Here is a 20,909-nt window from a genome sequence, read left to right as displayed (position 1 = left end):
CATGTCCACTGACTCGCGAGGCTTTCAAGGCAAGATCGAGCTCGATATCCGGGATTCGGAGCCGGACTGGGGGCCGTACGCGGCGCCGACGGCACCGGAGGACTCACCGAACATCCTCTACTTAGTGTGGGACGACACCGGCATCGCGACCTGGGACTGCTTCGGCGGGCTGGTCGAGATGCCCGCCATGACGCGGATCGCCGAGCGCGGCGTGCGGTTGTCGCAATTTCACACCACCGCGCTGTGCTCGCCGACCCGGGCGTCACTGCTGACCGGGCGTAACGCGACCACGGTCGGCATGGCCACCATCGAGGAATTCACCGATGGGTTCCCCAACTGCAACGGGCGCATCCCCGCTGACACCGCGCTGCTCTCCGAGGTGCTCGCCGAACGGGGCTACAACACGTATTGCATCGGCAAGTGGCACCTGACGCCGCTGGAAGAGTCCAATCTGGCATCGACCAAACGGCACTGGCCCACCTCGCGCGGCTTCGAGCGGTTCTACGGTTTCATGGGCGGCGAGACCGACCAGTGGTATCCCGACCTGGTGTACGACAACCACCCGGTCAGCCCGCCGGGCACACCGGAAGACGGCTATCACCTGTCGAAGGACATCGCCGACAAGACCATCGAATTCATCCGCGACGCCAAGGTGATCGCGCCGGACAAGCCATGGTTCAGCTACGTGTGCCCCGGTGCGGGACACGCGCCGCACCACGTCTTCACGGAGTGGGCCGACAAGTACGCGGGCCGGTTCGACATGGGCTACGAGCGCTACCGCGAGATCGTGCTGGAAAAGCAGAAGTCGATGGGGATCGTGCCGCCCGGCACCGAACTGTCGCCGGTCAACCCGTATTCGGGCGTCAAGGGACCACAGGGCGAGCCCTGGCCGCTGCAGGACACGGTGCGGCCCTGGGACTCGCTCAACGACGTGGAGAGGAAGCTGTTCTGCCGGATGGCCGAGGTGTTCGCCGGCTTCCTCAGCTACACCGACGCCCAGATCGGCCGCATCCTGGACTATCTCGAGGAGTCCGGGCAGCTGGACAACACCATCATCGTGGTGATCTCCGACAACGGCGCCAGCGGCGAGGGCGGCCCCAACGGATCGGTCAACGAGGGCAAGTTCTTCAACGGCTACATCGACACCGTCGAGGAGAGCATGAAGCTCTTCGACCAGCTGGGCGGGCCCGAGACCTACAATCACTACCCGATCGGCTGGGCGATGGCCTTCAACACGCCCTACAAGCTGTTCAAGCGCTATGCCTCGCATGAGGGCGGCATCGCCGACGCGGCAATCGTCTCGTGGCCCAACGGCATTGCGGCGCACGGCGAGGTCCGCGACAACTACGTCAACGTCTGCGATATCACGCCGACCGTCCTCGACCTGCTGGGCATCACGCCCCCGGAGACCGTCAAGGGCATCGCGCAGAAGCCACTGGACGGGGTGAGTTTCAAAGCGGCGCTTGACGATCCGGGCGCCGACACTGGGAAGAAGACCCAGTTCTACACCATGCTGGGCACCCGGGGGATCTGGCACGAGGGCTGGTTCGCCAACACGATCCATGCCGCCACGCCGGCCGGCTGGTCGCATTTCGATGCCGATCGCTGGGAGCTCTACCACATCGAGGCCGACCGCAGCCAGTGCCACGACCTGGCCGCCGAGAACCCCGGCAAGCTGGAAGAGCTTAAGGCGCTGTGGTTTTCCGAAGCCGCCAAGTACAACGGCCTGCCGCTGTCGGATCTGAACATCGTCGAGACGATGATGCGCTCGCGGCCCTACCTGGTCGGCGAGCGGGACAGCTACACCTACTACCCCCACTGCGCGGACGTCGGCATCGGCGCGGCCGCCGAGATCCGCGGCCGCTCGTTCGCCGTGCTGGCCGACGTGACCGTAAACACGACCGGGGCCGAGGGCGTGCTGTTCAAGCAGGGCGGCGCCCACGGCGGCCACGTCCTGTTCGTCCAGGACGGGCGGCTGCACTACGTCTACAACTTCCTCGGCGAGCGCCAGCAGCTGGTTTCCTCGTCCGGCCCGGTGCCGCTGGGGCGACACATGTTCGGTGTTCGCTATGCGCGGACGGGAACGGTCGAGAACAGCCACACCCCGCTCGGTGACGTCACGTTGTTCGTCGACGACGAGGTGGTCGGCACGCTGCCGGATGTGACGACCCACCCCGGGACGTTCGGGCTGGCGGGGGCCGGGATCACCGTCGGGCACAACGGCGGATCGGGAGTGTCCGGCCGCTACAAGGCACCGTTCAATTTCACCGGCGGCACCATCGCCCAGGTCACCGTCGACTTTTCGGGCAGGCCGTACGAGGATGTGGAAAGGGAACTCGCGCTCGCCTTTTCGCGCGACTGAGCCGGCGTTCCGGCGATGTCGGTGCGGTCGCCATCGCGCCGGCACAGTTCCGCGGCGACAGCAGACAGTTGCTGAGCGGCACGGTTTGGGCCCCGGTGGCGATCCATCTGGAAGGGCCGGCCGATGCCCCGGTTGCGACGCGCCGAAGCCGACAACGAGGCAGCACTTTGCTGCCGCCGTTTCCTTAATCCCCACTTTGGGGGTCGCGGGCTGTAGCATCTGGCCCCGTGATGCCTCATGAGCACTGAACCTTCGCCGTCGGCACCGCCCGCCGCACGAGGACCGCGCGTTGCCATCGCGTTCGGGATCGTCGTGGCCGTCATCGTTATCTACGTCCTGTCCCTCATCGCCGTGCACCTGTTGACCCAATCGGCGCCCGCGCTGCCCTCGGTGGACTTCAGCAAGATCGAGGCCGAGGACAGCGTGGTGCAGGTGCGCCTCGAGAAGCTGGACACCGTCGCAAACCGACTGACGGTGAATGTGCTTGTCTACCCGAAGGATTCGCTGTACGACAAGAACCTCGGTGTGTTGACCACCGACGCCACCGTGCGGCTGTATCCGGAGAACGACCTGGGCGACCTGCAATACCCGGTAGGCAAAGCGCCGGCGCAGGTGAGCACCGCAATCGTGGCGCACGGCGATCCCGGCAACTGGCCCTTTGACTCCTATAGCACTGATGAGATCTCGGCCGACGTGTTCACCGGGTCCGGCCCGAACCGCGAAAAGGTACCTGCTCGCGTCGAAGTCACCGGAAAGCTGGACGGCTGGGACGCCGTTGTCACCCGCATCCATGACCCCGCCGACCCACCTGATGTCCAGGACAACGCGCGGCTCACATTGTCGAGATCCAAGAGTCCGCTGATCTTCGATTTCGGAATCATCCTGGTCCTGATCACCCTGCCCGCGTTGGCATTTTGGGTGGCCATACCGATGGCGTTGGGCCGGACGTCCTTCTTGCCACCGTTCGGAACCTGGTACGCCGGTATGCTTTTCGCCGTCATGCCCCTGCGCAACTTCCTTCCCGGCAGCCCACCGCCAGGCTCGTGGATCGACCAGGCCGTCGTGCTATGGGTTTTGCTGGGGTTGGTCGCCGCGATGACCATATTCATCTTCGCCTGGTGGCGGTTCCGCGATCGAAAGAAGCCGCCGAAGCCCTAGCGTTCACAGCCGGCCGCTACTCCGAATTCGATGGTTCCCCGGGGCCGATCGCATCGACGGCGCTCGATACCGTTTCTCGGAAGTCCGCCGACAGCGGGATGTAGCCGGTTTTCGCGAGGTCGACTTGGCCGGGACCAATCGCCGCCTGCAGAAACGCTCTGACCGCCTTGGCGACGTCGGCGCTGGGATATGTGGAGCAGACGATCTCATAGGTGGCCATGACGATCGGGTACACGTCGGGTTGGGCCGGGTTGTAGAACGACGAAAGATCGAGCACGAGGTTGTTGCCGTTGCCGATGACTTTGGCGCCGGCAATGGTCTTGCCGACGGCGTCGGTGCCGATCCGGACCGGCCGCAACGACCTGCGGCTGGCCGGGGTCTTGATCTCTGCGGCGAAAAGCCCCTCTTTCAGCGCGAATGACAATTCGTTGTAGCTGATCGCGCCCTCGGTGGTTCTCACCAGCGCCGCGGTGCCGGCGTTCCCGACAGCGCCGGTGCCTACACCGCCGTTGAAGGTCTTGCCCGCGGGCTGAGTCCACGCTCCACCGGATGCGGCCTGCAGGTAGGCCTGGAAGTTGTCGGTGGTGCCCGATGCGTCGCTGCGGTAGATGACGTGAATGTCCTCCGCCGGCATGGATGCGTTGAGCGCGGTGAGGGCCGGATCGTCCCAGCGCTTGATCGTGCCGTTGAAGATTTTGGCCAGCGTGGGCGCGTCGAGCACCAAAGAGTCGGCGGAGCTGAGGTTGTACGTGATGGCCAGTGGGCCGAATACCACGGGCAGGTTCCAGGCCTCGGCACCGCCGCATCGCTGTTTGGCCGCGGGGTATTCCTCGGCGGTCAGCGGTATGTCCGACCCGGCGAAATCGGTTTTGCCGGAGAGAAAGTCGCTGACTCCGGCGCCGGAACCGTTTGAGGTGTAATTGAGGTGCTGCCCGGGGCAGGCCTTGGTGTAGGCGTCGATGAACCGGTTCATCGCATTGGCTTGGGCGGTCGAGCCGCTGGCGTTCAAGTTCTGGTCGCCGCCGCAGCTGACCTTGGCCCCGGCGGTGTAGGGAAGGGTCGCGGGGGCGTTGCTGCATGCCGAGACGAGCAGGGCGGCCGCAGCCAGCAAGCTCAGGGTTGTAGCTGATCGATTGCGCTTCACGTTGGTTGTTTCCTTGCGACAGCGGATCCGGCGGGTGGACTCGCGTGGCCTCGTCGACCACGATGGCGCCCGTGGCCGACGGCGAGCGCAAGGGGCAACGGCAGTGTCATCCCCATTTCGGCACATGTCGACAGATACAGCCATCGAAACGAGCAAGTAAACAAAGATTAGATGAACGGGCGGGCTCGACTGTATGAATGGCCGGATCGGTCCTTCTCTGAATTGCGCGGACGAGCCGCACGGGGCCGTTTGCCGTCGTCATACCCTGAAGTAATGCTTACTGAGTTGGTCGAGTTGCCCGGCGGGTCGTTCCGCATGGGCTCGACGAGCTTCTACCCGGAAGAGGCGCCGATCCATACCGTGACGGTGGGTCCCTTCGCAGTGGAGCGGCACCCGGTGACCAATGCGCAGTTCGCCGAATTCGTCTCGGCCACAGGGTATGTGACGGTCGCTGAGCAACCGATCGACCCCGCGCTCTATCCCGGTGCGAATCCTGACGATCTGTGCCCGGGCGCCATGGTTTTCCGCCCCACACCCGGGCCCGTCGATCTGCGTGACTGGCGTCAATGGTGGGACTGGGTACCCGGGGCAAGCTGGCGTCATCCGTTCGGGCCGGACAACCATGTCGCGCGCCTCGACGATCATCCGGTGGTGCAGGTGGCCTATCCGGACGCCGCGGCCTATGCGCGCTGGGCCGGCCGGCGGCTGCCGACCGAGGCCGAATGGGAGTATGCGGCCCGGGCCGGAAGCGCGACGACGTACTCCTGGGGTGACGCGGCCACACCTGATGGCCGATTGATGGCCAATACCTGGCAGGGCAGGTTCCCCTACCGCAATGACGGGGCGCTCGGCTGGACGGGGACTTCGCCGGTGGGCGCGTTTCCGGCCAATGGGTTCGACCTACTCGACATGATCGGCAATGTCTGGGAGTGGACCGCCACCGAATTTTCCGCACACCACCGGCTCGATCGGCCGCCGAAAGCCTGTTGCACACCGTCGGGGCCCGCCGATCCGGCCGTCAGCCAGACCTTGAAGGGCGGTTCGCACCTGTGCGCGCCGGAGTACTGCCACCGCTACCGCCCGGCAGCACGGTCACCGCAGTCGCAAGACTCGGCGACCACCCACATCGGGTTTCGCTGCGTGGTGGATTCGGGTTCGACCCGGCAACGCTTCAGCATGTCGTGACCCGGGCTCCCGCAATCCCCCTACCGCAAGTGAACGTCGGATGTCGGGCGGGTGACGGAAGCCTTCCGGCGCGCGCAGGCTTGGGATTTCCGCGCGCGATCAGCACGGTCCTTCGCTAGCATCTGACCCCGTGGCGCCCCGACAAACCGGATTTCGGCAGCCAGTCGTAGACCCGCCCCGGCAAGCAGTGCGGTGCCCACGGCATGCGTTCGGTCCCGGCGGCGATCAATGACAGCGGAGACTCAGTCGACACCTGCCGCGCCTCCGGCGCTCGACGAGCCGGCCCCGGCCCCAAAGAAAAAGAAGAAGTCGCCCGGCAAGGCAAAGCCGCCCAAGTTGACGAAATCTCAGATCGAGATCGGTGTGGCCATTCTGGTCACCGTGGCCGTCACCTACGCCCTGTCGCTGGTCGCCGCCCACTTGCTGCAGCGAGAAGGGCGTCCGTTGCCCGCCCTGGATTTGAGCCAGGGCGGGGGCGACGCAACCATCGTGCAGCTACGCGTCGAGGAGCTGAAACCCGTCACGAATCGCCTCACCGTCAACGTGCTGGTCTACCCCGGGATTGCGCAGTACGACCCGCGATTCGACGTGTTGGGCAACGACGTCGCCGTCCGACTGTATCCAACGAGCGACCTGGGCGACCTCAATTACCCGAAGGGAAAAGCGCCGGCGCAACTCACCGCCACCATCGAGGCACACGGCAATCCGCGCAACTGGCCGTTCGACAAGTACAAGACCGAGCCGATCGCGGCCGATGCGTTCGTCGGGTCCGGTGACAACCGCCGGAAGGTGCCGGCCCTTGTCGAAGTAACCGGAGCGCTGGACGGTTGGAACATCGATGTCGAGCGCATTCGCGACCCGAGCGGCCTGCGGACCTCGCGGTCCATGGACACGGGCAACGTGGTCATCACCCTGGAGAGAGCCGAGGGCCCCCTGATTTTCGACCTGGTCATCTGCCTCGTCCTGATGACGCTGCCGACCATAGCGCTGATAGTGGCCATTCCCATGGCGATGGGCAGGCGGAAGTTCGTGCCGCCATTCGGAACGTGGTATGCCGCGATGCTGTTCGCAGTCGTACCGCTGCGCAACATCCTCCCCGGCAGCCCACCACCCGGTTCATGGATTGACCAGGCCCTCGTGCAGTGGGTGCTGCTCGCACTGGTGACAGCCATGAGCTTGTACTTCGTTTCCTGGATCCGGCAAGGGGACTGAAGCGGCAACCCGGGGTTGCCCGATTTGGCGCTGAGCTGGCCGTCCCCTAGACTCTAGGGGTTGCCTTGGGCAGACCTCGGCCGGTGCGAATCGGCCCCGCGTGCCCTTCGGTGACAAAAGTGTTTCAAGACCGCGCATGTCAGGATTTGTGGTGGGCTTTGCCTGCCTCCTGCCGCGCACGTGGACCAGGTCAGGAGATCGAGTGATTCAGCAGGAATCGCGGCTGAAGGTCGCCGACAACACCGGCGCCAAGGAGATCTTGTGCATCCGGGTGCTCGGCGGTTCGTCGCGACGCTACGCCGGCATCGGTGACGTCATCGTCGCCACCGTCAAGGACGCCATCCCCGGCGGCAACGTCAAGCGCGGCGACGTCGTCAAGGCCGTCGTGGTGCGCACGGTCAAGGAGCGCAGGCGTCCCGACGGCAGCTACATCAAGTTCGACGAGAACGCCGCGGTGATCATCAAGCCCGACAACGACCCGCGCGGCACGCGCATCTTCGGGCCGGTCGGCCGCGAACTGCGCGAGAAGCGATTCATGAAGATCATCTCGCTGGCCCCGGAGGTGTTGTAGATGAAGGTCCACAAGGGCGACACCGTCCTCGTCATCGCGGGCAAGGACAAGGGCGCCAAGGGCAAGGTGCTGCAGGCGTACCCGGAACGCAACCGCGTGTTGGTCGAGGGCGTCAACCGGATCAAGAAGCACACCGCGATTTCGACCAACCAGCGCGGAGCGCGCTCGGGCGGCATCGTCACCCAGGAAGCGCCGATCCACGTCTCCAACGTGATGGTGGTCGACTCGGACGGCAAGCCCACCCGGGTCGGCTACCGGGTGGACGAGGAAACCGGCAAGCGCGTCCGCATCTCCAAGCGCAACGGCAAGGACATCTGAAATGACGACAACAGAGGCCAATGTGAAAGCTCAGCCTCGTCTCAAGGAGCGCTACCTCAAAGAGATCCGGGATGCGCTGCACAAAGAGTTCGGCTACGGCAACGTCATGCAGATCCCGACCGTGACCAAGGTCGTCGTCAACATGGGGGTCGGCGACGCCGCCCGCGACGCCAAGCTGATCAACGGCGCGGTCAACGACCTGGCGCTGATCACCGGGCAGAAGCCCGAGATTCGCAAGGCGCGGAAGTCCATCGCGCAGTTCAAGCTGCGCGAGGGCATGCCGATCGGCGTCCGGGTGACCCTGCGCGGGGACCGGATGTGGGAGTTCCTCGACCGGCTCACGTCGATCGCGCTGCCGCGTATCCGCGACTTCCGGGGCCTTTCGCCCAAGCAGTTCGACGGGGTCGGCAACTACACGTTCGGACTGGCCGAGCAGTCGGTGTTCCACGAGATCGACGTGGACAAGATCGACCGGGTCCGCGGCATGGACATCAACGTCGTCACCTCGGCGACGACCGACGACGAAGGACGAGCGCTGTTGCGGGCCCTCGGCTTTCCGTTCAAGGAGAACTGACTGGATGGCGAAGAAAGCATTGGTCAACAAGGCCGCACGCAAGCCCAAGTTCGCGGTGCGCGGCTACACCCGCTGCAGCAAGTGCGGCCGTCCGCGCGCGGTGTTCCGCAAGTTCGGGCTGTGCCGGATCTGCCTGCGCGAGATGGCGCACGCGGGCGAGCTGCCCGGTGTGCAGAAGAGCAGTTGGTAACAGGGGACTGACGATATGACGATGACGGACCCGATCGCGGACTTCTTGACGCGTCTGCGCAATGCCAATTCGGCTTACCACGACGAGGTGAGCCTGCCGCACTCCAAGATCAAGGCCAACATTGCCGAGATCCTCAAGAGTGAGGGCTACATCAGCGATTACCGGACCGAGGACGCTCGGGTCGGCAAGGCGCTGATCGTTCAGCTGAAGTACGGCCCGAGCCGCGAGCGCAGCATTGCCGGCTTGCGCCGGGTCTCCAAACCGGGTTTGCGGGTGTACGCGAAATCCACCAACCTGCCGCGGGTGCTCGGCGGACTGGGCGTGGCGATCATCTCCACGTCGTCGGGTCTGCTCACCGACCGTCAGGCGGCCAGACAGGGCGTGGGCGGCGAAGTCCTCGCGTACGTGTGGTAGGGCCGGGGAGGTAGAGAAAGACTATGTCGCGCATTGGTAAGCAGCCGGTTCCGGTGCCCACCGGAGTCGACGTAACGATCGAGGGCCAGAACGTCTCGGTCAAGGGGCCCAAGGGCACCCTGAATCTGACGGTCGCCGAGCCGATTACGGTGGCGCGCAACGACGACGGCGCGATCGTGGTCACCCGCCCCAACGACGAGCGGCACAACCGCTCGCTGCACGGGCTGTCGCGGACCCTGGTGTCCAACCTCGTCACCGGTGTGACGGAGGGTTACACCGTCAAGATGGAGATCTTCGGGGTCGGCTACCGCGTGCAGCTCAAGGGCTCCAACCTCGAGTTCGCGCTGGGCTACAGCCATCCCGTGGTGATCGAGGCGCCCGAGGGCATCACGTTCGCGGTCCAGTCGCCGACGAAGTTCACGGTGTCGGGGATCGACAAGCAAAAGGTCGGCCAGATCTCGGCGAACATCCGCCGCCTGCGCCGTCCCGACCCGTACAAGGGCAAGGGCGTGCGCTACGAGGGCGAGCAGATCCGCCGCAAGGTCGGAAAGACAGGTAAGTAGTCATGGCGCAAAAGAAGGCTGACACCGCCGCCGCGCGAAAGCCGGTCGGGCAGAGCGTATCCGCAACCCGGCGGGTCTCGCGGCTGCGCAGGCACGCGCGGCTGCGCAAGAAGATCGCGGGCACCCCGCAGCGTCCGCGGCTGGTGGTGCACCGCTCGGCGCGGCACATTCACGTGCAACTGGTCAACGATGAAAACGGCACCACGCTGGCCGCCGCCTCGTCGATCGAGGCCGACGTGCGGAGCCTGGACGGTGACAAGAAAGCCCACAGCGTGCGGGTGGGTCAGCTGATCGCCGAGCGGGCCAAGGCCGCCGGCATCGACTCCGCGGTCTTCGACCGTGGCGGATACACCTACGGCGGACGGATCGCTGCGCTGGCCGATGCCGCGCGCGAGAACGGATTGCGATTCTGATGAACAACATCAGCCTGATGACAACTGGAAGGACCGCATAATGGCGGAGCAGTCAGCCGGCGGCCCGGAGGCCCGCGGCGACAACCGCGACTCGCGCGGTGACAGCCGCGATAGCCGCGGACGGCGCGAAGGTGGCCGCGGGGGGCGCGATCGCGACCGCGACGGCGAGAAGAGCAACTACCTGGAACGGGTCGTCGCCATCAACCGCGTCTCCAAGGTGGTCAAGGGTGGACGGCGATTCAGCTTCACCGCGTTGGTCATCGTCGGTGACGGCGCCGGCATGGTCGGCGTCGGCTACGGCAAGGCCAAGGAGGTGCCGGCCGCGATCGCCAAGGGCGTCGAGGAGGCCCGCAAGGGCTTCTTCCGCGTCCCGCTGATCGGCGGCACCATCACGCACCCGGTGCAGGGCGAGGCCGCCGCCGGCGTGGTGCTGCTGCGCCCCGCCAGCCCGGGTACCGGTGTGATCGCCGGCGGTGCGGCGCGCGCGGTGCTGGAATGCGCCGGGGTGCACGACATCCTGGCCAAGTCGTTGGGCAGCGACAACGCGATCAATGTGGTGCACGCCACCGTGGCCGCGCTCAAGCTGCTGCAGCGTCCCGAGGAGGTGGCCGCTCGTCGCGGGCTGCCGATCGAGGACGTCGCCCCGGCCGGGATGCTCAAGGCGCGGCGGGAAAGCGACGCGCTCGCCGGCCTGCCCGCGGGCGCGGCCGTCCGGGAGGGAACGGCATAGCCATGAGTCAGCTCAAGATCACCCAGGTGCGCAGCACCATCGGTGCGCGCTGGAAGCAGCGCGAGAGCCTGCGCACCCTGGGCCTGCGGCGGATTCGCCACTCGGTGATCCGTGAGGACAACCCACAGACCCGCGGCCTGATCGCGGTGGTGAGCCACCTGGTCGAGGTGGAGTCGGCGCCCGAAGGGAAGACACAGTGACCATCAAGCTGCATGACCTCAAGCCCGCACCCGGGTCGAAGACGGCGCGCACCCGGGTCGGTCGCGGCGAGGGCTCCAAGGGCAAGTCGGCGGGCCGGGGCACCAAGGGCACCAAGGCCCGCAAGAACGTGCCGGCCACCTTCGAGGGCGGCCAGATGCCGATCCACATGCGCCTGCCCAAGCTGAAGGGATTCCGGAACCGGTTCCGCACCGAATACGAGATCGTCAACGTCGGTGACCTCAACCGGCTGTTCCCGCAGGGCGGTTCCGTCGGCGTGGCCGAGCTGGTGGCCAAGGGGGCGGTTCGCAAGAACTGTCTGGTCAAGGTCCTCGGCGACGGCAAGCTGACCGCCAAGGTCGAGGTGTCCGCGCACAAGTTCAGCGGCAGCGCGCGCGAGAAGATCACCGCCGCGGGCGGCTCGGTCACCGAGCTGTAGTCAGCTCAGCTGCGGAATCACCTCGGCGGCAAGGCGTTCCATCTGCTCGCGGTTCTCGGGGACATCGGCGCCGTCGGGATTGAGCAACAGGTACCCGGCGCCGGCGTCGATCACCTCGCGCAGCCCGCGCGCCACGTCGTCGGGTGTGCCCGACACCGGCACGTCTTTGACGCCGGGCATCTCGCCGTAGATGCGCTGCAGCCCGGCCAGCACCCGCTCGCGCGCCCGCGCCGCGTCGTCGTCGACCATCAGATACACGCGTTTGCCAATGGTGAAGTGCGACGGGTCTTTCCGCTGCTCGGTGAGTTCGCGGCGCACCACGGTGACGGCGCCGGCGAACGCTTCGGTGGTCGACGAGCCCGCGCCCAGAAACGAGTCCCCGTGCCGCACGGCCCTGGCCAGCGCCTTGGGGGCGAGGCCGCCGAACCAGATCGGCGGATGCGGCCGCTGGACCGGCTTGGGTGCGATCGGCAGGTCGTCGACATCGCGGAACCGGCCGTGGAACGTCACCCTGGGCTCGTCGGACCAGGCGGCCTTCATCAGCTCCAGGCCCTCGGTGAAATACGAGATGAAGCTGTCCTTCTCCACGCCGAAGGCGGCGAATTGGCGGGCGCCGCCGCCGGGTGCGACGCCGATATCCAACCGTCCGTGGCTGATCCGGTCGACCGCAGTCGCGGCCGAGGCCAGCTGCAGCGGGTCGTGCAGGGACGTCACCAGGACCGCAACCCCCAGGCGCAGGCGCTCGGTGCAGGCGGCGCAATACGCCAGCAGCTCGAGCGGCGCCAGCAGCGGCGCTGGGCCGATCGTCTGCTCGAGCGTCCAGCCGCCCTCGAACCCAAGCTCCTCGGCGCGGGCGAGATAGGCGCGCAGCCCGGCATCGTCGAAACCGTTGTAGTCGAATTGGGGGATTGCGATGGAGAACCTCACCCGACCACCGTACGGCGGCCGATCGGTACCCTGCACAGTATGTTCGCTTTCCTGCCCTCCCTTCCCGGGATCGACGAGGTCCGCGCGCTGGCCGGCCGGGTCGATACCGCCCGCCACCACGGCGTGCCCAACGGCTGCGTGCTCGAGCTGGACCTGCGTTCGGTGCCGCCGGAGACGACGGGCTTTGACCCGCTGGCGATCATCACCGCGGGCAGCCGGCCGACGGCGCTGCGCGACACCATCGCCGCGATCCACCGCGCCGCCGATGACCCCCGGGTCGCCGGGCTGATCGCCCGCGTACAGCTGGGGGCGTCGCCTCCGGCGGCGGTGCAGGAGCTGCGGGCGGCGATCGCGGCTTTCAGCGCCGGCAAGCCATCCCTGGCGTGGGCGGAGACCTATCCCGGCACGCTGTCCTACTACCTGGCCTCGGCGTTCGGTGAGGTCTGGATGCAGCCCGCGGGAAGCGTCGGGCTGATCGGCTTCGCGAGCAACGCCATGTTCCTGCGCGACGCGTTCGACAAGGCGGGCATCGAGGCGCAAATCATCGCGCGCGGCGAATACAAGTCGGCGGCAAACCTTTTCACCGAACACGGCTTCACCGAGGCGCACCGCGAGGCCGTCACCCGGATGCTTCAGAGCCTGCAAGACCAGGTGTGGCGGGCGGTCGCCGAATCACGCAAGGTCGAGCCGGAGGCGCTCGACGCGATGGCCGACCGGGGCCCGCTGTTGCGCGACGACGCGGTGGCCTCCGGTCTGGTCGACCGGATCGGATTCCGCGACGAAGCCTACGCCCGGATGGCGGAACTGGTTGGTGTGCAGGATGTTTCGGATGAAAAGGAGCCGCCGCGGCTGTACCTGGCGCGGTACGCCGGCGCGGCCCGGCCGCGGCTGGCCCCGCCCGTGCCGCCAGTGCCCGGCCGCCGGTCCAAGCCGACGTTCGCCGTGGTCACCGTCGACGGCAACATCGTCAGCGGGCGCGGGGGCCCGCAATTCCTGCCCCTCGGCACGCCCACCGCCGGTGCCGACACCATCGCGGCGGCGCTGCGGGAGGCCGCCGCCGACGATTCGGTGTCCGCGATCGTGCTGCGGGTGAACAGCCCCGGGGGGTCGGTCACCGCATCCGAAACGATCTGGCGCGAGGTGATAAGCGCACGCGAACGCGGCAAGCCGGTGGTGGCGTCGATGGGTGCGGTCGCCGCGTCCGGCGGCTACTACGTCGCGATGGCCGCCGACGCGATCCTGGCCAATCCGGGCACGATCACCGGCTCGATCGGCGTGATCACCGGGAAGCTGGTGGTTCGTGACCTGAAGGGACGACTGGGCGTCGCGTCGGATACGGTGCGCACCAACGCCAATGCCGACGCCTGGTCGGCCGACGCGCCGTTCACGCCGGAGCAGCGGGCGCATCGGGAGGCAGAGGCGGACCTGATGTACACCGACTTCGTGGAACGGGTCGCCGAGGGCCGCAAGCTGAGCACCGAGGCAGTGGAAGCCGTTGCGCGGGGGCGGGTCTGGACCGGCGCCGACGCCGCCGAGCGGGGCCTGGTCGACGAACTCGGCGGCTTCCGAGAGGCGGTGCGGCGCGCCAAGGCCCTCGCGGGGCTGGACGAGGACACCGAGGTGCGTCTCGTCGGCTATCCGAGCTCGTCGCTGCTGGACCTGGTGCGACCCCGCGCCTCATCCCAACCGGCCGCCGCGTCGCTCCCGGACGCGCTGGGCGCGCTGCTCGGACGTTCGATCGCGGGAATCCTCGACCAGGTGGAGCAGACGATGAGTGGCGCCAACGCCCTATGGCTCGGGAACCCGCGGCTCTAGTCCGATGGTGGCGACCCGTCCCCCAGCTTCGCGGGGGTACCCCCAGCGCCCGGCTATGCCGCGCTTGCGATCGCCACTAACCTAACCGGCGAGCCTGCCGCTGATGAAGATGATCTCGCCGAGCGGGTCGTCGTGCTCGGGCGCGGGCACCTCGATGTCGTGGCGCTGGAACAGCTCGGTCCGCGTGATGCCGTCGACGTCCCACCCCTTGGACCGCAGATAGTCGACCACGTGGTTGCGCTCTCCGGTGTAGACCAGCGACGCCATGTCGATGTCCACGCCGTGCTCCCGGAATACGCCGGACATGTCCTGCACCCGGCTGGCATCGAAATCGATGATGCCGGGCACGAATTCGGTGGCGATGGTGCTTCCGGGCGCGCTGAGCGCGGTGATGTTGTCAAACAGCCGGTCCTGCGCCTCCGGCGGCAGGTAGATCAGCAGGCCCTCGGCCAACCACGCGGTCGGCGCCGTCGTGTCCAGCCCGGCCGCCTTCAGCGCGGCCGGCCAGTCGCCGCGCAGGTCGACCGCGATGGTGCGCCGGGTGGCGGTCGGTTGGGCGCCGATGCCGGCCAGCGTGGTCGTCTTGAACTCGATCACCTGGGGTTGGTCGAGCTCGTAGACCACCGTGCCGGCCGGCCACGGCAACCGGAAGGCGCGCGAGTCCAGGCCAGACGCCAGGATCACCGCCTGGCGCACCCCGGTGCCGGTCGCGTCCATGAAGTAGTCGTCGAGTACTTCGTGCGCACGGCCATTCCGTCGCTCATCGCCCGCATGCGCGCGGGCGATGCGTTCTCGATGGCGTCGAGGTCGATTTCGCCGTCCATCAGCTTGGTGAACAGATCCACCCCGACCGCGCGCATCAGCGGCTCGGCGAACGGGTCGTTGATCAGGGCCGTGGGGATCCCTGGTCGCCATCGCGCGTGCGGCCGCGACCATGGTCGCGGTCACGCCCACGCTGGACGCCAGATCCCAGTTGTCGTCATGAGCGCGTGGCATACGCGCAACCCTACTTGAGGGTCGCTGCGACGTAGCTCAGCTCACCGAACGTGGCCGCCATCTCGTCCTCGGGGAAGTCAAACCCGTTGCGCGCGTACAAGTCCCTGACGGGGTGGGGCGTCACGTCCCAACCGTGGGTGGTCAGGTAGTCGACGACGACGTTGCGCTCGCCGCGGTAGAACAGGTCGGCCGCGTCGAGGTCGAAACCGAAGCGCTGCCACCGCTCGGAGATGCGCTGCAGGCGCTCGTCGGAGAACGCGTTCGGGTCGGGCACGTGCTCGGTGGCCAGCCGGCTGCCGGCGGCGCTGAGCGCGGTGATGTTGTCGAACAACCGGTCCTGCGCCTCGGGCGGCAGGTAGGGCAGCAGCCCCTCGGCGCTCCATGCGGTCGGCAGCGCGACGTCAAAACCGCCTTTGCGCAACGCCGCCGGCCAGTCGTCGCGCAGGTCGATGGCGATCGCGCGGCGCTCGGCGGTCGGTTCGGCGCCGATGTTGGCCAGGGTCTCGGTCTTGAACGCGATGACCTGTGGCTGGTCGATCTCGTAGACCACCGTGCCGGCCGGCCACCGCAACCGGTAGGCCCGGGTGTCCAGGCCGGACGCCAGGATCACCGCCTGCCGCACGCCGTCCGCGGTGGCGCCGAGAAAGAAGTCGTCGAAAAACCGGGTGCGCACCGTGATCTGCTGCGCCCTGGCCTTGCGGTTGAACAGCGGGTCGTCCTCGAAATCGAGCTCCCCGTCGATGATCCGGATGAAGGGGTCCAACCCGACGGCGCGGACCAGCGGATCGGCCAGCGGGTCGTCGAGCAGCGGCTCGGGGCCCTGCGAGGCCACCGCGCGCGATGCCGCGACCATCGTCGCCGTCGCCCCTACGCTGGAAGCCGGTCCCCAGCTGTCCCCGTCGGTGCGACCCTCACTCATGGCTGCCGCTCACGTAGAGCACGTCACCCATGCGCATGTCGTCGTCCGTCAGCGGCGGAAGGCCGTTGGCGGCGAACAGATCCCGGATGCTGATGCCGTCCATCGCCCAGCCGCGCTCCCTCAGGTAGGGGGCGGCCTCGTTGCGCTCGCCGAAGTAGACCAGGCCCGCCATGTCCAGGTCGAAGCCGTGGGCACGCCAGCGCTCGGAGATGGTCTGCATGCGCTGTTTCATCTTGTCCTCGTCCCGGGGCTCGGGGTTGGGCGCGCTTTCGGTGGCCAACCGGCTGCCCGGCGCGCTGAGTTCGGTGATGGTGTCCAGCAGGCGGTCCTGTGCCTCCGGGGGCAGGTAGCCGAGCAGGCCCTCGGCGCTCCACGCGGTCGGCTGGGCCGGGTCGAATCCCGCGGCGCGCAGGGCGGCGGGCCAGTCCTCGCGCAGGTCGACGGCCACCACCCGCCGCTCGGCGGTGGGCGACGCGCCCAGCTCGGCCAGCGTGCCGGTCTTGAACTCGATGACCTGCGGCTGGTCGACCTCGTAGACCACGGTCCCGGCGGGCCAGGCCAGCCGGTACCCGCGCGAGTCCAGGCCCGACGCCAGGATCACGACCTGCTTGATGCCCGCCTGCGTGGCGCTCAGGAAGAACTCGTCGAAGAACTTGGTGCGCACGGCCATGTTGTCGGCCATCCGGGACATCGCCCCGACGGACGCAGCAGAAGCCCCGGCGCCGTCGTGCACGTCGTTCAAGTCATCCGGATTCACCTCGCCGGTCGCCAGCCGGGTGAGCAGGTCCACGCCGACGGCCCGGACCAGCGGCTCGGCGAACGGGTCGTCGATCAGCGGACGGTCGGCGCGGGACGCCACGGCGCGGGCCGCGGCCACCATGGTCGCGGTCACCCCGACGCTCGACGCCAGGTCCCAGGTGTCGCCCTCATACCTGGTGGAAGTCATGTATTCCCCTGTTCGGATCTAGTTAAGCTAATATTTAGCCGATATAACAAGCTGCTCCTACTGTACGCTTCCCCCGTTTCGCGGCAACCTTGACTGATGACGTACACGGCCTCGGGCAAACGGGCCCTCATCACGGGCGCCTCGTCGGGCCTGGGGGCGGCCCTGGCGAGGCAGCTGGCCCAGCGGGGGGCGGTGGTGGGACTGATCGCCCGCCGCCGGGACCGCCTGGCCGACGTGCTGGCCGACTGCCGGCGGGCCTCGCCAGAATCGGCGATGTGGGTGGCCGACCTGGCGGACACACGGGCGTTGCCCGAGCTGGCGCTGCGGGCATGGGACGCGCTCGGTGGCATCGACGTGCTGGTTAACAACGCCGCGATCCCGAAGCGGCGTCCCGTGACCGCCCTGGAGCCCGGCGAGGTCGAGGACGTCATGCGGGTCAACTTCTTTGCGCCGATGCGGCTGACCCTGGCCCTGTTGCCGCCGATGCTGGCGCGCGGCTCGGGCCTGATCGTCAACGTGTCCAGTGTGGGCGGCCGGCTCGGCATCATCCACGAAACCGCTTACTGCGCAAGTAAATTCGCGTTGTGCGGCTGGAGCGAGGCGATGGCCGTGGACCTGCACGGCAGCGGCGTCGCGGTGAAGCTGATCGAACCGGGGCCCGTCGACACCGAGATCTGGGACCACCCGGGCAGCGAGGAGCCGCTCTACCAGGGTCCCAAGGTGCCGGCCGACGAGGTGGCCGAGGGAATCATCGAGGCCCTCGGCGGCGAGAAGTTCGAACACTACATCCCGGACATGAAAGCGGTCGTCGACGGCAAGAACGCCGACCTCGACGCGTTCATCGCGGGCTCGGCGGGGATGGCGGCGCGATGAAGGCGCTCGTCTACGGCGTGCCGCCGGAACCCTTCGAGGTTCCCGCCGGCGCCAACAGGCTGACGCAGAACCTGGCCCGCACCCCGACAGCGCTGCGCCAGGTGCCGGATCCGCAACTGCCGCAACAGGATTGGGTGATCACCCGGCCGCGGCTGACCGGCATCTGCGGGTCGGACTCCAAGCAGATCCTGATGGATTTCGGCGAGGCCGACGCCGACAACGCCATGTCGGCCTTCTGTTCCTTCCCGCAGGTGATGGGGCACGAGGTGGTCGCCGACGTGGTCGCGGTGGGGCCGCAGGCCCGCGGGCTGCGGGTCGGCCAGCGGGTGGTGCTCAACCCGTGGCTGTCCTGCGGGCCGCGCGGCATCGAACCGCCGTGTCCCGCTTGCGAAAGCGGCGACTACAGCCTGTGCTGGAGCTTCACCGACGGCGACATCAAGCCCGGGATCCACACCGGGGTGTCGGCCGACGTGACGGGCGGCTACGCCGAACTCATGCCGGCCCACGACAGCATGCTGTTCGCCGTCCCGGATTCGGTGCCCGACGAGCTGGCGGTGTTCGCCGACCCGTTCTCGGTGTCCCTGCACGCGATCACCCGCCACCCGCCGCCGCGCTCGGGCCGGGTGCTGGTGTATGGGGCCGGCTCGTTGGGGTTGTGCGCGCTCGCGATCCTGCGGGCGCTCTACCCCGAGGTGGCCGTCGCGGTGGTCGCGCGGTTCGGCGCCCAGGCCGAGCTGGCCCGCCGGTTCGGGGCCGCGCTGGTGGTAGGGCACGAGCCGCGCCTGGCCGTCATCGAGCAATTGGTCGCGTGGGGCGGCGGCCGGCTGCGCCAGCCGCTGCTGGGCCTGCCGATGGCCTACCCGGGCGCGGTCGACGTCGTCTACGACACCATCGGCAAGCCGGAGACCTTCGAGGTCGGCGTCCGGGTCCTGCGCGCCCGCGGCACGCTGGTGAAGGCCGGCGTGCACGCGCCGGGCCGCTGGGAGTGGAGTCCCTTGTATTTCAAGGAAATCAACTGGGTCGGGTCGAACGCGTTCGGTGTCGAGGAGGTCGAAGGCCGGCGCAAGCACGCCATCGCCCACTACCTGGACCTGGCCGCCGCCGGCCGGGTGGACCTGCGCCCCATGCTGACCCACACCTTCGGGCTCGAGCAGTGGCGTGCGGCCTTCCTGGCGATCGCCAACCAGGCCGAAAGTGGCGCTATCAAGGTAGGCATCGACCAGCGCTAGCCCAAAGCGCCCGGGGATCCGGTGATAGGAAGGTCGATCGGGGTGATGACGCCCGGCGGCGCCTCGCACAGGGACGGTATGGCGTTGACCGCCGCGACGGCGGTGCTGTCCATCAACACGGTCATCACGTCCTCGCCGGGGTTGCCGAACCGGATCGTCGCGTCGACGTGTGGTTCGCCGTCGATCACCACGCTGAAACCCTTGGGGTCGGTCCACTGTGGGTCCAGCGCATCGTCGCTCATGGTCCAGCAGATGGCCAGCTCGACTACCGGGCGGCCGCCGCGATAGCCGCGATAGGTGCGGCGCTGGCCCCCGGCGGTGCCGGCGGCGTAGTCGGTCCACCCGAGATTCAGGTCCCGGGTCAGCACCGCGTTCTCGACGAAGGCCTCCTTCGAGTCGAGTTCGGCACCCAGCATCGCGGCGATCATGTCCAGGGTCTCGAAGTAGCCGAGGCCGTAGCGTTGCGTCTCCGGGTCGAGTTGCGTCACCCGCTGACGGGGTGGTTTGCCGAATCCGAGCACCTTCCACACCTCGTGCACGGGATAGGTTGTGCAGTCCAATGTTTCGACGAGTTTGACGCTGCGCACCCGTGGGCATGCGCCGGTGAGGAAGCCGGCGACGACGTTGATGAAGCCGGGCTCGAATCCCGTACCCAGGAAGGTTGCGCGTCCCTGTTGCGCCGCCTCCTCGAGCGCGGGAAGTTCGGCCGGGTGGTGGGTGCCGGTCAGGAAGTCTCCGGTGGTGACCACGTTGATGCCGCGGCGCAGCATCCTTTTCACGAGGTCGTAGTCGATGGCGCGCGGCATGTAGTTCACGCAGTCCGGCGCAAGGTCGAGCAACGCGTCGACATCGCCCGTCGCGGTGACTCCGGCCGGGGGCCTGTCCGCGAGTACCCCCGCGTCGCACCCCACTTTGTCCGCGCCCATGGCGTGCACGCCCACCACGTCGATGTCGTCGCGGTCGAGCAGGATGCCGAGCGCTCGCTTCCCGATGTTGCCGGTTGACCACTGAACCACGCGGTAGGCCGCCATGGCGTCCACAGTAACCGGCGGCCTAGGCGGGGCGGGTGGCGCGATAGAAGTTCAATCGGCCGAGGATGCGGTGCCGCTGCGATGCGACCTCGGCGCAGTCGAACCCGGCCGCACGGAGCAGTCGGGGTATGGCGTCGCCGAGGTTTCCGGCCGCGTGGTGGTTGCGCCTGATGAGCCGCGCCATCAGGCCGTGGTCGGTGGTCAGGTCGCCGCCGATGTCGACCAGGTGCAGCCTGCCGCCGGGGCGAAGGACCCGGAAGACCTCGGCCGCCGCGGCGGTTTTCGCGTCGTCGTGGACATGGTGCAGCATCATCGACGACAACACCCGGTCGAATTCGCCGTCGGCGTAGGGGAGCCGTTCGGCGTAGGCCTGATCGAAGCGGATGCCGTCCGTCTTCCGCCGCGCCCGGTCAAGCGCCCGCGGGTCGGGATCGCATCCGATCACCTCCAGGTCGGGATAGGCGCTTTTGGCGCCGATGATGAGATTTCCAGTGCCGCAACCGATTTCGAGGACGCGCTGGCAGTCGTCGAGTTCGGCCTGCGCGATCAGGGCGTCTTGGACCTTTTTCATGCCCAGCAGGCGTGACATCAGATCGTAAGCGGGCAGCAGCGAGTCGTGGCCGGCGGCTGGCAGGTAATCATGTGGATGATGCTTTGTCACGCAATCCATGGTGATCCGCTGAATGGACGAAGAATTGAGTG

The 20,909-nt window shown here is 67.7% G+C and carries 24 protein-coding genes; 17 read left to right on the top strand and 7 right to left on the bottom strand.

Translation table 11 applies throughout. The features are described from left to right. Nucleotide 1 precedes the first annotated feature (1 nt). On the top strand, nt 2-2,362 hold the full coding sequence (locus VMD50_RS14780) for an arylsulfatase (protein ID WP_325428489.1): 2,361 nt from the start codon (nt 2-4) through the stop codon (nt 2,360-2,362). A gap of 237 nt (nt 2,363-2,599) precedes the next feature. Beyond that, complete coding sequence (locus tag VMD50_RS14775; RefSeq protein ID WP_325428488.1) at nt 2,600-3,520, top strand: DUF4436 domain-containing protein; 921 nt, start codon at nt 2,600-2,602, stop codon at nt 3,518-3,520. A 16-nt stretch (nt 3,521-3,536) separates the two neighbouring features. Here the strand turns inward: VMD50_RS14775 and pstS are convergent, their stop codons facing one another. Next, nucleotides 3,537-4,664 (bottom strand): phosphate ABC transporter substrate-binding protein PstS, encoded by a 1,128-nt coding sequence (gene pstS / locus VMD50_RS14770; protein WP_325428487.1) that lies wholly within the window; start codon nt 4,662-4,664, stop codon nt 3,537-3,539. Between the two features lie 273 nt (nt 4,665-4,937). On the opposite strand from pstS, the gene VMD50_RS14765 reads away from it, so the two are divergent. The 12 genes from VMD50_RS14765 (at nt 4,938) to rplO (ending at nt 11,471) form a co-directional block, all read left to right on the top strand. Beyond that, nucleotides 4,938-5,849, top strand: a complete 912-nt coding sequence (locus VMD50_RS14765) for a formylglycine-generating enzyme family protein (RefSeq protein ID WP_325428486.1) — start codon at nt 4,938-4,940, stop codon at nt 5,847-5,849. Nucleotides 5,850-6,077: 228 nt separating this feature from the next. Next, the gene (locus VMD50_RS14760; RefSeq protein WP_325428485.1) at nt 6,078-7,061 is read left to right on the top strand and encodes a DUF4436 domain-containing protein; all 984 of its coding nucleotides are present in this window, start codon (nt 6,078-6,080) and stop codon (nt 7,059-7,061) included. A gap of 202 nt (nt 7,062-7,263) precedes the next feature. Next, nucleotides 7,264-7,632, top strand: a complete 369-nt coding sequence (gene rplN / locus VMD50_RS14755; protein WP_003403649.1) for a 50S ribosomal protein L14 — start codon at nt 7,264-7,266, stop codon at nt 7,630-7,632. Further along, a complete protein-coding gene (gene rplX, locus VMD50_RS14750; protein WP_325428484.1) occupies nt 7,633-7,950 on the top strand; it encodes a 50S ribosomal protein L24 in 318 nt (105 codons plus the stop codon). A 1-nt stretch (nt 7,951) separates the two neighbouring features. Beyond that, nucleotides 7,952-8,524, top strand: coding sequence for a 50S ribosomal protein L5 (rplE, locus tag VMD50_RS14745; RefSeq protein WP_325428483.1), 573 nt, complete (start codon nt 7,952-7,954; stop codon nt 8,522-8,524). A gap of 4 nt (nt 8,525-8,528) precedes the next feature. Next, the gene (locus VMD50_RS14740; protein WP_011739072.1) at nt 8,529-8,714 is read left to right on the top strand and encodes a type Z 30S ribosomal protein S14; all 186 of its coding nucleotides are present in this window, start codon (nt 8,529-8,531) and stop codon (nt 8,712-8,714) included. 15 nt (nt 8,715-8,729) lie between these two features. Then, on the top strand, nt 8,730-9,128 hold the full coding sequence (gene rpsH, locus VMD50_RS14735; RefSeq protein ID WP_325428482.1) for a 30S ribosomal protein S8: 399 nt from the start codon (nt 8,730-8,732) through the stop codon (nt 9,126-9,128). A gap of 23 nt (nt 9,129-9,151) precedes the next feature. Continuing rightward, nucleotides 9,152-9,691, top strand: coding sequence for a 50S ribosomal protein L6 (gene rplF / locus VMD50_RS14730; protein ID WP_325428481.1), 540 nt, complete (start codon nt 9,152-9,154; stop codon nt 9,689-9,691). Nucleotides 9,692-9,693: 2 nt separating this feature from the next. Next, the gene (rplR, locus tag VMD50_RS14725) at nt 9,694-10,104 is read left to right on the top strand and encodes a 50S ribosomal protein L18 (RefSeq protein WP_325428480.1); all 411 of its coding nucleotides are present in this window, start codon (nt 9,694-9,696) and stop codon (nt 10,102-10,104) included. Nucleotides 10,105-10,144: 40 nt separating this feature from the next. Further along, nucleotides 10,145-10,834 carry a 30S ribosomal protein S5 gene (gene rpsE / locus VMD50_RS14720; RefSeq protein WP_325428479.1) on the top strand — a complete coding sequence of 230 codons (690 nt, stop codon included), beginning with the start codon at nt 10,145-10,147 and terminating at the stop codon, nt 10,832-10,834. A 2-nt stretch (nt 10,835-10,836) separates the two neighbouring features. Beyond that, nucleotides 10,837-11,034, top strand: coding sequence for a 50S ribosomal protein L30 (rpmD, locus tag VMD50_RS14715; protein ID WP_067873386.1), 198 nt, complete (start codon nt 10,837-10,839; stop codon nt 11,032-11,034). Next, nucleotides 11,031-11,471: a 50S ribosomal protein L15 gene (gene rplO / locus VMD50_RS14710; protein WP_325428478.1), complete on the top strand. Its 441-nt coding sequence runs from the start codon at nt 11,031-11,033 to the stop codon at nt 11,469-11,471. The genes rpmD and rplO overlap by 4 nt, the downstream gene beginning before the upstream one ends. Here rplO and VMD50_RS14705 read toward each other — a convergent pair whose 3' ends face one another. Further along, the gene (locus tag VMD50_RS14705) at nt 11,472-12,398 is read right to left on the bottom strand and encodes an LLM class flavin-dependent oxidoreductase (protein ID WP_325428477.1); all 927 of its coding nucleotides are present in this window, start codon (nt 12,396-12,398) and stop codon (nt 11,472-11,474) included. A gap of 39 nt (nt 12,399-12,437) precedes the next feature. Here VMD50_RS14705 and sppA point away from each other — a divergent pair, with 39 nt between their 5' ends. Further along, nucleotides 12,438-14,213 (top strand): signal peptide peptidase SppA, encoded by a 1,776-nt coding sequence (sppA, locus tag VMD50_RS14700; RefSeq protein ID WP_325428476.1) that lies wholly within the window; start codon nt 12,438-12,440, stop codon nt 14,211-14,213. A gap of 81 nt (nt 14,214-14,294) precedes the next feature. Here sppA and VMD50_RS14695 read toward each other — a convergent pair whose 3' ends face one another. The 3 genes from VMD50_RS14695 to VMD50_RS14685 all read right to left on the bottom strand — a co-directional run bounded on the left by VMD50_RS14695 (nt 14,295) and on the right by VMD50_RS14685 (nt 17,074). After that, a complete protein-coding gene (locus VMD50_RS14695) occupies nt 14,295-15,128 on the bottom strand; it encodes a class I SAM-dependent methyltransferase (RefSeq protein ID WP_325428491.1) in 834 nt (277 codons plus the stop codon). A gap of 91 nt (nt 15,129-15,219) precedes the next feature. Continuing rightward, nucleotides 15,220-16,128 (bottom strand): class I SAM-dependent methyltransferase, encoded by a 909-nt coding sequence (locus VMD50_RS14690; RefSeq protein WP_325428475.1) that lies wholly within the window; start codon nt 16,126-16,128, stop codon nt 15,220-15,222. Beyond that, the gene (locus VMD50_RS14685) at nt 16,121-17,074 is read right to left on the bottom strand and encodes a class I SAM-dependent methyltransferase (protein ID WP_325428474.1); all 954 of its coding nucleotides are present in this window, start codon (nt 17,072-17,074) and stop codon (nt 16,121-16,123) included. Before VMD50_RS14685 ends, VMD50_RS14690 begins: the two co-directional genes overlap by 8 nt. Before the next feature lie 96 nt (nt 17,075-17,170). Here VMD50_RS14685 and VMD50_RS14680 point away from each other — a divergent pair, with 96 nt between their 5' ends. Together VMD50_RS14680 and VMD50_RS14675 are read left to right on the top strand one after the other, a co-directional pair. Beyond that, complete coding sequence (locus VMD50_RS14680) at nt 17,171-17,947, top strand: SDR family NAD(P)-dependent oxidoreductase (protein ID WP_325428473.1); 777 nt, start codon at nt 17,171-17,173, stop codon at nt 17,945-17,947. Beyond that, complete coding sequence (locus VMD50_RS14675) at nt 17,944-19,176, top strand: zinc-dependent alcohol dehydrogenase (protein ID WP_325428472.1); 1,233 nt, start codon at nt 17,944-17,946, stop codon at nt 19,174-19,176. The genes VMD50_RS14680 and VMD50_RS14675 overlap by 4 nt, the downstream gene beginning before the upstream one ends. Here the strand turns inward: VMD50_RS14675 and VMD50_RS14670 are convergent. Both VMD50_RS14670 and VMD50_RS14665 read right to left on the bottom strand, forming a co-directional pair. Beyond that, complete coding sequence (locus tag VMD50_RS14670) at nt 19,173-20,207, bottom strand: NAD(P)H-dependent amine dehydrogenase family protein (RefSeq protein WP_325428471.1); 1,035 nt, start codon at nt 20,205-20,207, stop codon at nt 19,173-19,175. The two genes, VMD50_RS14675 and VMD50_RS14670, sit on opposite strands and share 4 nt — an antisense overlap. Nucleotides 20,208-20,229: 22 nt before the next feature. After that, entirely contained in the window at nt 20,230-20,868 is a 639-nt protein-coding gene (locus VMD50_RS14665; RefSeq protein WP_414686071.1) for a class I SAM-dependent methyltransferase, read from the bottom strand. Between the last annotated feature and the right edge of the window lie 41 nt (nt 20,869-20,909).

The sequence above is a fragment of the Mycobacterium sp. genome (genome assembly GCF_035506235.1).
Classification (GTDB): domain Bacteria; phylum Actinomycetota; class Actinomycetes; order Mycobacteriales; family Mycobacteriaceae; genus Mycobacterium.
Note: the sequence above shows the minus strand (reverse complement) of the source record. Positions and strands in the feature narration are given on the sequence as shown.